General features: G+C 36.6%; 17 protein-coding genes and 1 other annotated feature. All 17 genes read left to right on the plus strand.

From position 1 onward, the window contains the following. The first annotated feature begins 123 nt into the window (after window positions 1–123). The 17 genes from mreB to EUC40_RS04870 all read left to right on the plus strand — a co-directional run bounded on the left by mreB (window position 124) and on the right by EUC40_RS04870 (window position 15019). Window positions 124–1143, plus strand: a complete 1020-nt coding sequence (gene mreB, locus EUC40_RS04790) for a cell shape-determining protein MreB (protein WP_000466737.1) — start codon at window positions 124–126, stop codon at window positions 1141–1143. Window positions 1144–1184: 41 nt separating this feature from the next. Then, on the plus strand, window positions 1185–2036 hold the full coding sequence (gene mreC, locus EUC40_RS04795) for a rod shape-determining protein MreC (protein ID WP_001135469.1): 852 nt from the start codon (window positions 1185–1187) through the stop codon (window positions 2034–2036). A 14-nt stretch (window positions 2037–2050) separates the two neighbouring features. Then, window positions 2051–2596, plus strand: coding sequence for a rod shape-determining protein MreD (gene mreD / locus EUC40_RS04800; protein WP_071713319.1), 546 nt, complete (start codon window positions 2051–2053; stop codon window positions 2594–2596). 35 nt (window positions 2597–2631) lie between these two features. Further along, on the plus strand, window positions 2632–3318 hold the full coding sequence (gene minC / locus EUC40_RS04805; protein ID WP_000391524.1) for a septum site-determining protein MinC: 687 nt from the start codon (window positions 2632–2634) through the stop codon (window positions 3316–3318). Window positions 3319–3320: 2 nt separating this feature from the next. After that, a complete protein-coding gene (minD, locus tag EUC40_RS04810) occupies window positions 3321–4118 on the plus strand; it encodes a septum site-determining protein MinD (RefSeq protein ID WP_071713318.1) in 798 nt (265 codons plus the stop codon). Between the two features lie 133 nt (window positions 4119–4251). Next, the gene (gene spoIVFA / locus EUC40_RS04815; RefSeq protein ID WP_000797470.1) at window positions 4252–4998 is read left to right on the plus strand and encodes a stage IV sporulation protein SpoIVFA; all 747 of its coding nucleotides are present in this window, start codon (window positions 4252–4254) and stop codon (window positions 4996–4998) included. Beyond that, window positions 4991–5851 carry a stage IV sporulation intramembrane metalloprotease SpoIVFB gene (gene spoIVFB, locus EUC40_RS04820; protein WP_000599062.1) on the plus strand — a complete coding sequence of 287 codons (861 nt, stop codon included), beginning with the start codon at window positions 4991–4993 and terminating at the stop codon, window positions 5849–5851. Before spoIVFA ends, spoIVFB begins: the two co-directional genes overlap by 8 nt. A gap of 67 nt (window positions 5852–5918) precedes the next feature. Further along, on the plus strand, window positions 5919–7307 hold the full coding sequence (locus tag EUC40_RS04825; protein WP_098662578.1) for an Rne/Rng family ribonuclease: 1389 nt from the start codon (window positions 5919–5921) through the stop codon (window positions 7305–7307). A 77-nt stretch (window positions 7308–7384) separates the two neighbouring features. Next, window positions 7385–7462 (plus strand) — a sequence feature (ribosomal protein L21 leader region). 14 nt (window positions 7463–7476) lie between these two features. Further along, window positions 7477–7785, plus strand: a complete 309-nt coding sequence (rplU, locus tag EUC40_RS04830; RefSeq protein WP_000270907.1) for a 50S ribosomal protein L21 — start codon at window positions 7477–7479, stop codon at window positions 7783–7785. A gap of 11 nt (window positions 7786–7796) precedes the next feature. Next, window positions 7797–8141, plus strand: a complete 345-nt coding sequence (locus EUC40_RS04835) for a ribosomal-processing cysteine protease Prp (RefSeq protein WP_001993153.1) — start codon at window positions 7797–7799, stop codon at window positions 8139–8141. A gap of 3 nt (window positions 8142–8144) precedes the next feature. Further along, window positions 8145–8435: a 50S ribosomal protein L27 gene (gene rpmA, locus EUC40_RS04840; RefSeq protein WP_000944957.1), complete on the plus strand. Its 291-nt coding sequence runs from the start codon at window positions 8145–8147 to the stop codon at window positions 8433–8435. Between the two features lie 63 nt (window positions 8436–8498). Further along, the gene (locus EUC40_RS04845) at window positions 8499–9047 is read left to right on the plus strand and encodes a sporulation initiation phosphotransferase B (protein ID WP_071713316.1); all 549 of its coding nucleotides are present in this window, start codon (window positions 8499–8501) and stop codon (window positions 9045–9047) included. Then, entirely contained in the window at window positions 9047–10333 is a 1287-nt protein-coding gene (obgE, locus tag EUC40_RS04850; RefSeq protein ID WP_000497124.1) for a GTPase ObgE, read from the plus strand. The genes EUC40_RS04845 and obgE overlap by 1 nt, the downstream gene beginning before the upstream one ends. Window positions 10334–10472: 139 nt before the next feature. Next, entirely contained in the window at window positions 10473–11180 is a 708-nt protein-coding gene (locus tag EUC40_RS04855; protein WP_156573903.1) for a response regulator transcription factor, read from the plus strand. Further along, window positions 11170–12252 (plus strand): HAMP domain-containing histidine kinase, encoded by a 1083-nt coding sequence (locus tag EUC40_RS04860; RefSeq protein WP_156576915.1) that lies wholly within the window; start codon window positions 11170–11172, stop codon window positions 12250–12252. Before EUC40_RS04855 ends, EUC40_RS04860 begins: the two co-directional genes overlap by 11 nt. A gap of 93 nt (window positions 12253–12345) precedes the next feature. Beyond that, entirely contained in the window at window positions 12346–13122 is a 777-nt protein-coding gene (locus EUC40_RS04865; protein ID WP_000114530.1) for an ABC transporter ATP-binding protein, read from the plus strand. After that, a complete protein-coding gene (locus tag EUC40_RS04870; protein ID WP_156573905.1) occupies window positions 13097–15019 on the plus strand; it encodes an ABC transporter permease in 1923 nt (640 codons plus the stop codon). The genes EUC40_RS04865 and EUC40_RS04870 overlap by 26 nt, the downstream gene beginning before the upstream one ends. Window positions 15020–15061 lie beyond the last annotated feature (42 nt).

Consider the following 15061-nt stretch of genomic DNA (forward strand, 5'->3'; position numbering starts at 1 on the left):
GATTTATGAGTTTTTTGTAGAAAATTATCTACAAAAAGGATACAGATATAAAAAACGTACTGTTTTTATCATATAAAGTAAGAAAAAATGAGTCCGTGAAAACAAGAAAGGAAGATAAATAATATGTTTGGATTTGGTGGCTTTACTCGCGATCTTGGAATAGATTTAGGAACTGCGAACACGCTTGTATATGTAAAAGGAAAAGGTGTAGTTTTACGTGAACCTTCAGTAGTAGCGTTACAAACTGATACGAAACAAATCGTTGCTGTAGGTAGCGACGCAAAACAAATGATTGGTCGTACACCAGGAAACGTTGTGGCACTTCGCCCAATGAAAGACGGTGTAATTGCTGATTATGAAACAACAGCAACAATGATGAAATATTACATTCAACAAGCTCAAAAATCAAATGGATTCTTCTCACGTAAACCATACGTAATGGTATGTGTACCATCTGGTATTACAGCTGTAGAAAGACGTGCAGTAATCGATGCGACTCGTCAAGCTGGTGCTCGTGATGCTTATCCTATCGAAGAACCATTTGCAGCAGCAATTGGTGCGAACTTACCTGTTTGGGAACCAACTGGTAGTATGGTTGTTGATATCGGTGGCGGTACAACAGAAGTTGCAATCATTTCTTTAGGTGGTATTGTAACAAGTCAATCAGTTCGTGTTGCTGGTGATGATATGGATGATTCAATCATTCAGTACATTAAGAAAAGCTATAACTTAATGATCGGTGAAAGAACAGCTGAAGCATTAAAATTAGAAATCGGTTCTGCAGGCGAGCCAGAAGGTATCGAGCCTATGGAAATTCGCGGACGTGATTTAGTAAGTGGTTTACCAAAAACAGTACTAATTCAGCCTGAAGAAATTGCAGATGCATTAAAAGATACAGTGGATGCGATTGTAGAATCAGTTAAAAATACGTTAGAAAAAACTCCACCTGAATTAGCGGCAGATATTATGGACCGTGGTATCGTATTAACTGGTGGCGGAGCATTACTACGTAACTTAGATAAAGTTATTAGTGAAGAAACAAATATGCCGGTTCTTGTTGCGGAAGACCCATTAGATTGCGTAGCAATTGGAACGGGTAAAGCATTAGACAATATCGACCTTTTCAAAACTGCTGCTCGATAATATTGCAAAATAAAAATCAGTAAAATTAAGAGGGTGTGAACGTGCCACAGTTTTTCTTAAACAAAAGATTAATTGTTTTGTTAGTTAGTATTATTCTTCTCGTGGCATTGATTGGAATTTCATTGAAAGAACGGAACAGTTTAACATGGCCAGAGCAGTTTATAAAAGATACTGTCGGTGTTGTAGAACGTGTATTCCAAAAGCCAGCGAATTATGTTGCCGGATTCTTCGAAAACGTAGAAGATGTAAAGCGCACGTATGAAGAGAATAAAGAATTAAAAGCAAAATTAGATAACTATGCAAAGTTATCAGGTGACGTAAAGCAATTAGAAGATGACAAAAAGAAATTACAAGAGTTAACTGGTAAAACACAGTTGAATAGCGATTATACTGAAATTCCAGCTACTGTCGTCTCTCGTAATCCAGATAAATGGTACGATTTAATTGGGATTGATAAAGGGGCACAGCAAGGAATTAAAAAAGATATGGCTGTAATCACTTCACAAGGTTTAGTTGGAAGAGTGAAAAGTGTATCTCAGTTTACATCATCAGTAGAGCTGTTAAGTTCTATGAGTCGAACAAACCGTGTTTCTGCTATTGTACAAGGGCAAGAGAAAATCTTTGGATTGATTGAAGGTTATGATAAAGAAAAACAATTACTTCTTTTCACAAAGATTGGCTCTGATGCACCGGTAGAAAAAGATCAACTAGTTGTAACATCAGGACTTGGTGATATTTTCCCGAAAGGTCTTGTCATCGGAAAAATCGTTGATGTTCAGCCAGATCCATACGGCTTAACAAAAACTGCTTATGTAAAACCTGCCGCTGATTTAAATGACGTAGAGCATATTATAGTTGCTAAACGTGCAACGCCTTCAGCGCCATTAGAATAGGGGGAGAAGAAGAGATGATGAAGATTTTAAAAAGAGCAGCTCTTCCTCTTTTGCTCCTTTTTGTTTTTCTATTTGAAAATATGTTTGCTACTGTTGTTCCAACGGATGTTTTTTGGAAAGACAGTATAGCAGCACCGCACTTCTTTATAATTGTGTTATGTTTTATTACAGTGTATTATAGTCCGGTCCAAGGGATTTATTACGGACTATTATTTGGTTTCTTATTTGATACCGTATACACAGAACTTGTCGGCGTATATATATTTGCTTATCCGATTTTAGCTTACTTAGTCTATAGTGTAATGAAGATATTGCAATTGAATTTATTTATTGTCGTTTCTATCGTATTAGCTAGCATTGCAGCACTAGAGTATTATGTGTATGGATTTTTAACTTTGTTAGGACGTACTCATATGTCAGCGTATGTCTTTTTCACAGATCGTCTCCTAGCTACTTTATTGCTAAATGGAATTTTCCTATTAATAGTTTGTTTCCCACTGAGACGATATTTAACGCGTCTTTCAAAAGCGATGGAAGAAAAAGAAAAAAGGATTTTCTAATTTTATGTCGAATTGAATCGGTGGGGTGAACTTTAGTGGAAGAAAAAAAGCAACAAAATGTAACGATAAAAGGGACAAAAGACGGGATAACGCTTCATTTAGATGATTGCTGTTCATTCTCTGAATTGCTAAGTGAATTGGACGAAAAGCTTTCTACACATTACTATGGTGGCGACGGGCACTCTTTAATTGAAGTGCACGTGAAAGTAGGCAATCGTTATTTAACAGAAGTCCAACAAGAAGAGATTCGTACGTTAATTCGTAATAAGAAGAATCTCGTTGTGGATTCAATTGAAAGTGACGTTATGACTAAAGCGGAAGCAATAGCTTGGAAAGAAGAAACAGAAATTGTCCCTATTTCCAAAATTGTTCGCTCTGGACAAGTATTACGCGTAAAAGGAAATTTATTGTTAATTGGAGATGTTAATCCAGGCGGAACGGTTATCGCTGGGGGGAATATTTTTGTTGTGGGATCATTAAGAGGAATTGCACACGCCGGTTGTGATGGAGATGCCGAAGCTGTTATTGCGGCATCTGTTATGAACCCGATGCAACTTCGAATTAATGATGTGACAATGCGGGCTCCGGAAGAGAAAGAAGACGGAGCGGAGACGGCAGAATGTGCGTATATTAATGAGAATAATCACATTGTTGTCGATCGCCTGCAACTTCTCACTCATCTTAGACCTAATTTAACAAAGTTAGAAAGGGGAATTGTATAGCTGTGGGAGAGGCAATAGTAATTACATCTGGAAAGGGCGGAGTAGGTAAAACTACAACGTCTGCGAACATTGGTACAGCCCTAGCGTTATCTGGAAAGAAAGTGTGCTTAATTGACACAGATATTGGTCTTCGAAACTTAGACGTAGTAATGGGGCTGGAAAATCGTATTGTATTTGATCTTGTTGATGTCGTTGAAGGGCGTTGCCGTTTACCTCAGGCTCTTATTAAAGATAAACGTTTTGATGATCTTTATTTATTACCTGCAGCACAAACGAGTGATAAATCAGCGGTAACACCTGAACAAATGGATGAATTAATACAAGTATTACGTCAAGATTATGATTACATATTAATTGATTGTCCTGCGGGGATTGAGCAGGGATTTAAAAATGCGGTAGCTGGTGCGGATAAAGCAATCGTCGTTACGACACCAGAAGTATCCTCAATGCGCGATGCGGATCGTATTATCGGGCTTTTAGAAAAAGAGGATATTGAACCACCGAAACTTGTTATTAACCGTGTGCGTAGTCATATGCTTCATGAACAGGATATGTTAGATGTTGATGAAATCGTACGTACATTGTCAATTGAGCTTCTTGGTGTTGTTGAGGATGATGATGAAGTTATTCGAGCTACAAATACAGGTGAGCCTGTAGCGTTGCAACCGAGTGGAAAAGCAGCGTTAGCTTATCGTAATATTGCAAGACGCTTGTTAGGTGAGAATGTACCATTACAAGCATTTGAACAAGAAAAATTATCGGTATTTACAAAGGTGAAAAACTTCTTTGGAATCCGTTAAAAGCACTTCGCACATACGCGAGGTGCTTTCTTTTTTCTTCACATGAATATCTTTCTTTCCTAGCTCATACATATGTACAAACTGTATACAACTGTTTCTACTTAAATTAGCTTAACGAAAGAAAGGAGACAGTATGAAGAATAGACGTGTAGAAGAAATTAAAAAGCGGATTGCGAAGAGGAAGGCAGAGCAAGAAAGGATGGAGGAAGAGCAATATTTTGCTGGAGGGAATTTTGATAGCGAAACGGTATTTGTTGAAGAGGGAGAGAAGGAAATTCACCCTTTGTTCCGGAAAGAAATATTTTTCTTCAAAGTGTTATTATCAGCAATATTAGTGCTTTCTGTTGCTATTTTATATAAGAATGCTCCTTCAACTTTCGATGGGGCTAAGGCTGTTACAGAGAGGGTGATGAAAGAGGAATTTCAGTTTGCTACGGTAGCGAAATGGTATGAAAAACAGTTTGGAAAACCTCTCGTCTTTTATTCGCCTAGCGAGAAAAAGGAAGGGACGATTCAACAAAAGGATTATGCAATTCCTGCTTCAGGAAAGGTAATGCAAGGATTTCAAAAAAATGGCCAAGGTGTATTTGTCCAAACAGCTACAAATGCAACAGTGGAGTCTGTAAATGAAGGATTAGTTGTTTTTGCAGGTAAGAAAGAGGAACTTGGAAATACAATTCAAATCCAGCATGCAGATGGTACTGAGTCATGGTATGCAAATTTAAATGACATGTCGGTAAAATTATATGATTACGTTTCAAAGAAACAAAAAATTGGTACGGTGAATAATGATGAAAATAATAAAAATGGCAAGTTTTATTTCGCGATAAAAAAGAATGAAAAATTTATTGACCCAATTCAGGTGATTTCATTTGATTAAATATAGGGATGTTTTAACAAAGATTTCAGTTCATCCGTTGTTTTGGGTTATTATTGTCATTGGTATTTTTACGGCGCGTTTTAAAGAATTGCTATTGTTATTTTGTATTGTTCTTATTCATGAACTTGGGCACGCTTTTGCAGCAGCATATTATAATTGGCGTATTAAAAGAATTCAGCTGTTACCATTTGGTGGTGTAGCTGAGCTTGAGGAACATGGAAATAAGTCGTTGAAAGAGGAGCTTGTTGTCGTAATTGCAGGACCTGTTCAACACGTTTGGATGATGATGGTTGGTTATGCACTGTTTGAAGCTGGTTGGCTGGGTGCGGAGTTATATTCTTTCTTTATGTGGAACAATATAGTGATTTTAGCATTTAATTTATTACCTATTTGGCCACTTGATGGCGGAAAAGTACTGTTTAATGTACTCTCATATCGTTTTCCTTATTTGCAAGCACATGAAAAGATGATGAAATTGTCATGTGTTTTTTTTGGTGTAATATTAGGATGGCAGTTACTTTGGAATAGTAACAATATTATGATGTGGGTATTACTCATATTTTTGGCAGTGTCGTTATATCAAGAGTGGAAACAAAGACGCTATGCGTTTATGCGCTTCTTATTAGAACGTTATTATGGGAATAAAAGGGGAATTGAAAAGATTGCACCTATTGAGGTGCAATCAGACGATCGTCTATATACAATCTTTACAAAATTTCGGAGAGGGTATAAGCACTCTATTATCGTCCATGGAGAATATAAAGAGCATTATACATTGGATGAGAATGAATTACTCTATGCGTATTTTACTGAAAAACGAACAACTTCATCTGTTGAAGAATTAATCGGTTAGTGTTGACGATAGCACTAACCTTTTATTATTGTAAAAGCAAAGAAGATTATAAAGTGAGGAAATAATTTTGAAGACGTTATATATGAATTATGCTGGATCGGAAAAGAGAGTAGCAATTGAAGAAAAGAAAAAAATTGTTGAATTTCTATGGCAACGTAATGAAGAGCAAGAAATTGTTGGACATATTTATGTTGGACGTATTGTAAGGACAATTGCTGGAATGAACGCGGCATTTGTAAATATAGGTTTAGAAAAACATGCGTACCTTTCTTATGATGATGTACCACCTTCCTACCGTATACATGAAGGACAAGCAGTGCTCGTACAAGTCGTGAAAGAGGCAATTGATACGAAAGGTCCTAAATTGACAGCGAATATAGAGTTTACAGGGAAATATGTTGTTTATATGCCGTTTGATGAAATGCGCGCTGTTTCTCGGAAAATAAAAAATAATAAAAGAAGGCAAGAATTACTTCAAATTGAGGTAGAAGGAACAGGAGGATATATTTTCCGCTCTGCTTCTGAAAAAGGAACAATTGAAGAAATACAAGCTGAAATGCAAAGGTTGCAGCAGTTATATGAAGAGTTAAAAAGAAAAGAGAGTCAGGGGAAAGCGCCATTATTACTTCATCGACCGGCGACTTTTTTAGATCGTGTATTTCAAGAGAACCCAATTGAAACAATTGAAAAAGTAGTTGTAGATACAAGAAGTATAGTAAAAGAATTAGAAGAAAAAGTCGGTAAAGAAAAGGTATCTTTTTATAATGAAAAGTCTTCAATGTTTAACCATTTTGGAATAGAGCGTGAGATCGAGAAAGCACTTCAAAAAATTGTGTGGCTCCCAAATGGTGCTTATTTAATTGTGGAACAAATGGAGACGATGACTGTAATTGATGTGAATACGGGCAAGTTTACTGGAAAACAAAACTTACAAGATACAGTTCTTCGCACAAATGAAATAGCTGCTGAAGAGATTGCGCGTCAATTAAGACTTCGTGATATTGGTGGTATGATATTAATTGATTTTATTAATATGAAAAGAAAAGAAGATAAAGAAAAGGTAAGAGAATGCCTCATAGCTGCTATGCAAGGGGATCGTACGTATACAAGAGTGCTTGGATTTACTGAGTTAGGGATTTTGGAGATGACTCGTAAACGCAAAAAACATTCTTTACGTGACGTATTACTAGAGGAGTGTGTGCCTTGCAAAGCGACGGGATATGTTATGTCGTATGAAACAATTGCGTATGAGTTAGAGAGAGAACTAATCACATATGGCAATATAGAAGATGAGGCGGTGTTAATCGCTGCGCCTAAAAATCTGCAAAAACAATTTTTACAAAAAGAATTACAAAAAAATATTCCATTTGAAATTTATTTCAAAGATGATATGATCGAAAAGTACGCTATTATCCGTTTTGGGAGTAAAAAAGAAATTATAGAACGGAAAAAATAGTTAGTAGAAGATTCATTGACAATAGTCAACGAATTATGGTAACATCTTTATGTTATAGTTTATAGCACCTAAACGGCTATATGCTACAACCGCACAAGACAGGTTCCCTAAAGGCATTTATGTCTACCTCGTTTTTGGCGAGTCTTAGTAATTAAGAGGAGGTGCAAGTATGTACGCAATTATCGAAACAGGTGGAAAACAAATTAAAGTTGAAGCTGGTCAAGCAATCTACATTGAAAAATTAGATGTTGAAGCTGGTGAAACTGTTACTTTTGACAAAGTTCTTTTCGTTGGTGGCGAAAACGTTAAAGTTGGTAGCCCAGTTGTAGAAGGTGCAACAGTTACTGCGAAAGTTGAAAAACAAGGTCGCGCTAAGAAAATCATCGTTTTCAAATACAAAGCGAAAAAGAACAATCGTAAGAAACAAGGTCATCGTCAACCTTACACTAAGCTAGTTGTTGAAGCTATCAACGCTTAATTCTGGTTAACATGATTAAAATTACGATAAGTCGCACGAAATTAGGAAGTATCCAATCATTTAAAATGACTGGACATGCCGATTATGCGCCACATGGACAAGACCTTGTCTGTGCTGGAACTACAGCGGTTGTGTTTGGTTCTATAAATGCAGTGGAAGAACTTTGTAATGTGCAGGCAACTATTGAACTCGGAAGTGATGGCGGATTCTTAACGTATGAATTGCCTAATGATTTAGACGTTCATACAGCAGAAAAAGCACAGATACTTTTAGAAGGATTGGTTGTTTCGCTTAAGACGATCGAACTTGATTACGGAAAGTATATCCGTTTAATAGAAAAAGTGCAGGAGGTGTAACGTATGTTAAGATTAGATCTTCAGTTTTTCGCATCTAAGAAAGGTGTAGGTAGTACAAAGAACGGTCGTGACTCTCAGTCAAAACGTCTTGGTGCTAAACGCGCAGATGGTCAAACGGTTTCAGGTGGTTCAATTCTTTACCGTCAACGCGGTACAAAAATTTATCCAGGTGTTAACGTTGGTCGTGGTGGCGATGACACTTTATACGCGAAAGTTGACGGCGTAGTACGCTTCGAGCGTCTTGGCCGTGACCGCAAACAAGTGAGCGTATATCCTGTTGCTCAAGAAGCATAAGAACTCACGGAAAACTCTAACCTGAGTGCAGGTTAGAGTTTTTCTATATTAAGGGGTATCTAAATGAATGAAAAATGGACAATTATAGATGCATTGCGTCATTCAAGACATGATTGGCTCAATCGTATGCAGATGGTTAAAGGAAACCTTTCCCTTGGAAAAGTGGAAGAGATTCATAAGCTCATCGATCGTTTTGTCCAAGAAGCGAGACAAGAATCCAATCTGATGGGGCTATCGATGCCTTTATTTTCAGAGTGGATTTTAACATATAATTGGAAACAGCAGCCGTGCTTATTGGAGTACGAAGTATTAGGGAATTTACATAACTTATCTCACTTAGATGAGACTGTGTGTACATGGACGAATCAATTTTTCTCAATACTTCAGCATAGTTTAGACGTATATGTTGAAAATTATGTTTGTATCACAATTGAATGTGACGCGGAGAATGCTCGTTTCTTTTTTGATTTTCGTGGTAAGCTAACGAGTGTAGAAGAACTACAGAATTGGCTTGCGAACCAAAACAATAAATGGTGTTCCATTTCTTATACAGTAAGAGACGAAGAAGTCTCAGTTATATTACAACCAATTGAAAAAAGTGTGGTGAAATAATGTTTGTAGATCAGGTCAAGATATATGTAAAAGGCGGCGACGGTGGTAACGGTATGGTTGCGTATCGTCGTGAGAAGTATGTTCCTAAAGGTGGCCCAGCAGGTGGCGACGGCGGTAAAGGTGCAGATGTTGTTTTCGTAGTTGAAGAAGGCTTACGTACATTAATGGACTTCCGCTACCAACGTCATTTCAAAGCTGATCGCGGTCAGCACGGAATGAGTAAAGGTCAGCACGGACGTAAATCTGAAGATTTAATCGTAAAGGTTCCACCAGGAACAGTAGTAAAAGATGAAAAAACAGGTCAAATCCTTGCTGATTTAGTAACGCATGAACAAACAGCTGTAATCGCAAGAGGTGGCCGTGGTGGCCGTGGTAATTCACGTTTCGCAACAGCTACGAACCCAGCGCCAGAAATCGCTGAGAACGGGGAACCAGGTCAAGAACGTGATGTCATCCTAGAACTTAAAGTGCTAGCAGACGTTGGACTTGTCGGATTCCCAAGTGTAGGTAAATCTACATTATTATCTGTTGTATCATCAGCACGTCCGAAAATTGCAGAGTATCACTTTACAACAATCGTTCCGAATCTTGGTGTTGTTGAAACTGGTGATAACCGCAGCTTCGTAATGGCTGACCTTCCTGGACTAATTGAAGGCGCACATGCAGGCGTTGGACTTGGACACCAATTCTTACGTCATATCGAGCGTACACGTGTAATCGTGCATGTTATTGATATGTCTGGTTTAGAAGGCCGTGAGCCATATGAAGATTATGTTACAATCAATAATGAGCTAAAAGAATACAATATGCGTCTAACAGAGCGTCCACAAGTTGTTGTTGCAAACAAAATGGATATGCCAGATGCAGAAGAAAACTTACAAGCATTTAAAGAGAAAGTGGGAGATGAAGTAAAAATCTTCCCAATCTCAGCTGTAACGAAACAAGGTGTTCGTGACTTACTATTTGAAGTAGCGAACTTATTAGAAACAACACCAGAATTCCCAATGCATGATGTTGTCGATGAGTCTGAAGCAAGTGTAATGTACAAATTTGATACTGAAGGTGTTAAATTTGAAATTACACGTGAAAGTGACGGCACGTTTGTTATTTCTGGTTACGATATTGAGAAGACATTCAAAATGACAGACTTCTCACGTGATGAATCTATACGTCGTTTCGCTCGCCAAATGCGCGGAATGGGTATCGATGAAGCGCTTCGTGCACGTGGTGCAAAAGACGGAGATATTGTAAAAATTCTTGAATATGAATTTGAATTTATCGATTAAGACTGCCGAAATAGGGCAGTCTTTTTTTTATATCGCAAAAGTCCAATTGTTATAGGAAAATATCCCCACTAATTAAATTTTCAATTTATAATGGAAAAAGGAGTAATTTTAGAAGAATTCTTTTATGGGGAGAAAAAACATGTATAAAATATTAATTGTAGAAGACGATGAAAAAATCGCGGGAATATTAGAGGAGCATTTACAAAGGTATGGCTATCAGTCATTTAGAGCAAGTGATTTACGTCATATTAAAGATGAGTTTGTGAAAGTGAATCCACATCTCGTATTACTAGATATTAATTTGCCGTATTTTGATGGTTTCTATTGGTGTCGTCAAATTCGAAGTGTATCGAATGCGCCGATTATTTTTGTTTCTGCAAGAACAGGGGAAATGGATCAAGTAATGGCAATTGAAAATGGTGGAGATGATTACATTACGAAGCCGTTCCATTTAGATATCGTAATGGCAAAGGTGAAAAGTGCACTTCGACGTGGATATGGTGAGTATGCTTCTGCGGCAGAAAGTGATTGTTTAGGTGTTAATGGATTGTTGTTATTTCCGTCCCAACATGTGGTTGAGTGGCAAGGACAACAAACAGAACTAACTAAAAATGAATTTTACTTGTTAGAGTGTTTAATGAAACAGGCGAATCAATATGTAACGCGCGAAGAACTGTTAGAAGCTTTATGGGACGAAGTAGCATTTGTTGATGATAATACATTAACCGTAAATGTGAAACGTGTAAGAAAGAAGCTAGAGGAGCTAGGCATTAAAAATGCAATTGTTACAAAAAGAGGATATGGTTATGCGCTTCTTACAGAGTGGGGCGAAGGGCATGAAGGTTAAAAATTACCTCATAGACCGATTTTCTTTACTTCTTTCTTATATTGTTAGTCTTTGTTTATTCGGGCTCGTATTGCAGTTGCAAAATCTTTTAGAAAAAAGATCAATTGATTGGAGTACGTGGTTATATGGACTTTTATTAGGGACAGTTGTGTTTACTGTATACCTCATTTACGATTACCGAAAACGGAGTGTGTTTTTAAAGAGAATCGAAAAATATGTTGCTAGTGGGAATACATTACATGACTCGTTACTTATTGATACTTCTTATACGTCAGAGCAAGAGATGGTTGTGGAATCATTTACGCTATTAAGACAGCAATATATGAATGAAATTCATAAACAACATGCGAAAGAGCAACAGCAAATGATATTTATGAACCAATGGATTCATCAAATGAAAACACCAGTATCTGTTATTGAATTAGTATTGCAGAAGTTTGGTAAAGAGCATCGTGAAGCGAGAGAAACAGTTGAAAGTATTCGTGAAGAAAATAACCGCATACTAAATGGTTTAGATTTAGCGTTACATATGGCAAGGCTAGAGCAGTTTGCGAAAGATTATAAGGTAGAAGTAGTAAATGTGATAGATGTCATTCGAGGTATTATTAATGAAAATAGAAAGTCTTTCATTCAATCTTCTGTATTTCCGAAAGTGATGTTTGAAGAAGATACGTGTATGGTTGCATCGGATAGAAAATGGCTGAGTATTGCGATCGGTCAAATTGTTGTAAATGCAATTAAGTATACAAAAATTTCAGAAATAGAGAAAAAAGAAATTCAATTTCAAATTGAAGAGAAAGATCAAAAGGTGTTATTACATATTAAAGATAATGGAATCGGTATTCCAAAGCAAGATATAAAGCGTATATTTGATCCATTCTTTACGGGAACAAACGGCCGTAAAACGAGAGAAGCGACTGGCATGGGTTTATATATTACGAAGGAAATTTGCGATAATTTACATCATGGAATGTACGTCCAATCGGCTGAAGGGGAAGGAACAACATTTACGTTTCAATTTGCCAAAGATGAAGAATATCATACATTAATGAGAAAAATGACAAAACTGTAAGATAACAAAACGTTTTGTAAGGGAAATCACTCGTTTCTTTTTCTTATTTTTCTTATAGTAAATGTAAGAAGAAAACACATAGGGGGATTAGAAATGAGTGTTCTTGAAGTAAAAGGGTTAACAAAGGTATATCAATCAAAAGGTTCAGTAGCGACGACTGCTTTAAATGATATAAATTTTAAAATTGAAGAAGGCGAATTTGTAGGAATTATGGGTCCTTCAGGAAGCGGAAAAACAACACTCTTAAATTTATTAGCGACAATTGATAAACAAACTTCAGGCCATGTGCTTGTAAATGGGGAAGAAATTAATCAAATGCGTGCTGCGAAATTAGCGGAGTTTCGCCGTACACATTTAGGATTCATCTTCCAAGATTTTAACTTACTTGATACGTTATCGATTAAAGAAAATATCATTTTACCACTTGTCATGGCGAAGAAATCTGTAAATGAAATCGATGCAAAGGTGCTTGAGATTGCAAAGTTTTTAAATATCGAAGAAATTTTAAATAAAAAAGTATATGAAGTATCAGGCGGACAACAACAACGTGCAGCAGCAGCACGAGCAATCATTCATGAACCGACATTAATTTTAGCGGATGAACCAACTGGAAACTTAGATTCGAAGTCGGCGAAATCATTAATGAGTGCATTGCAAGATTTACACGAGCAAAAGAAAGTAACCATTGCAATGGTAACGCATGATCCAGTAGCGGCGAGTTATTGCGAACGTATTCTCTTCATTCGCGACGGAGAAATTTTCTCGGAAATTCATAAAGGAAGAACGAAACAAGCCTTTTTCCAAGAAATCCTAGACGTACTTGCGATGTTAGGAGGAGAATATCATGAACTTTCGCCAGCTCGCGCTTAATAACGTAAAAGGAAATTGGCGTAATTATAAAGCGTTCCTTATAAGTAGCTGTTTATCGATTGTCGTATTTTTCATGTATGCTTCCTTCATTTATCATCCAGATGTCGTAAGCGGTAATATTAGTATGAGGGATATGATTTCAAAAGGGTTAGAATCGATGAATTATATTGTAGTCATTTTCTCAGCACTCTTTATTTTATATGCCAATTCAACGTTTTTACGAGCAAGAAAAAAAGAGTTTGGTTTATTAACATTAATAGGCGGAAAGAAATCTCAACTTGGCCGAATGATTATATTAGAACAACTTATGTTAGGTAGTATTGCAATTATAGTAGGTATTGGACTTGGTATGCTTTGTTCAAAGTTATTTTTCCAAGCACTAAGTGTAATATTAAAAATAGATAAAACACTTCCGCTCGTATGGAATGGTAAAGCAGTTCTTATTACAGCTGGTGTATACTTTATTCTATTTTTAATCCTATCATTGTTTAGCGTGTGGACAGTAGGACGCTTGCAAATTATTGATTTATTAAGAGAAGCAAGAAAACAAAAAGTAGAACCTTTTGCATTTACATGGTTATGTGTAGCGGGTATAGGATGTATTATTGTTGCATATGTACTTAGCTTCCAAGTGACATTTATGAATTTTATCATGCTTTTTTTACCGATTGTAGGGCTGACGATAGGCGGAACTTATTTACTGTTTACACAAGGTAGTACAGTCGTATTAAAGGCGTTACAAAAACGAAAAAAATCTTTTTATACATATCCAAATATGTTCGTACTTAGTAATCTTATTTATAAAATGAAAGATAATGCTCGTTTTTTATTTGTAATTTCTATCATTACGGCAGTTGTATCTTCAGCAGTTGGTACGCTGTACGTATTTTTTGAGGATATGAGTTATAAGGCAGCAACTAGTACCCCACATGCTATTTCGTATGAGGAAAAGGGAATACATACGCATAATGTCATCAAAGAAGGAAAAACAAAAGAATTAATAAAAAAACACGGATTTGAAGAAGCGCGAGAAGTAACGTACGTCAAACTTCCTGGAACTCAAAAAATCACAATGTTTAACAGTGAACATGAAGTGCCAATGGCGATTGTTTCAGAAAAAGAATATAACGTTGAAGTACGTAAACAAAAGAGAGAGCAAGTTAGAGAAGTTCATAATGAACCAGGTAGTGCAACGATGGTCATAATGGATATGGCGAACGATATGATGAAGATAGATCGTACGAAACCGTATGAAATTAAAATTAACGGACAAAAGCAATCTGTTCAATTAAATGAGCCAACTTCATTTTCTGTTTTTAATGATAGTGAATATCTCATTGTGAATGATCAAGATTTTGAGAAATACGCAAAGCTCGTACCGGATGAAGAAAAGACGAAATATTACGGTTATTATATAGAAGACTGGAAGAGTACGGAAGACCTTGTGTTAGATTTGAAAAAGGAAATTGCACCCGATAAACAAGAGGAATTACATAACTCGGTGCTCGCTTATAAAAATATAAGGGAATCAGGAGCAATTACAATGTTTATTGGTTTCTTCGTAGCGGTACTGTTCTTCTTCTTCGCTTGTAGTATGACATACTTTAAATGGTTTAACGATAAAGAACAAGATCGTATTCAATTTAAATCGTTAAAGAGAATTGGTATGACAGATAAAGAAATTCGTAAAATTGCAATTCGACAAATGGGTGTTATCTTCTTTATCCCAATTGTAATCGGCGCCATTCATAGTGGATTTGCTCTTCATACGTTAGGAAAAATGCTTTATATGGATTTGTGGAAATCAGGTGCGATTGTAATTGGAACATACGTTATAGCTTCTGCGATTTACTTTATGATCGCGCAAAGAGGATATTTGAAACACGTGCAAAGCTAGAGAAACCTCTAGCTTTTTGCCTATGTAGTAAGTTATAGGGGG

This window comes from Bacillus luti, from assembly GCF_009739945.1.
GTDB lineage: Bacteria > Bacillota > Bacilli > Bacillales > Bacillaceae_G > Bacillus_A > Bacillus_A luti.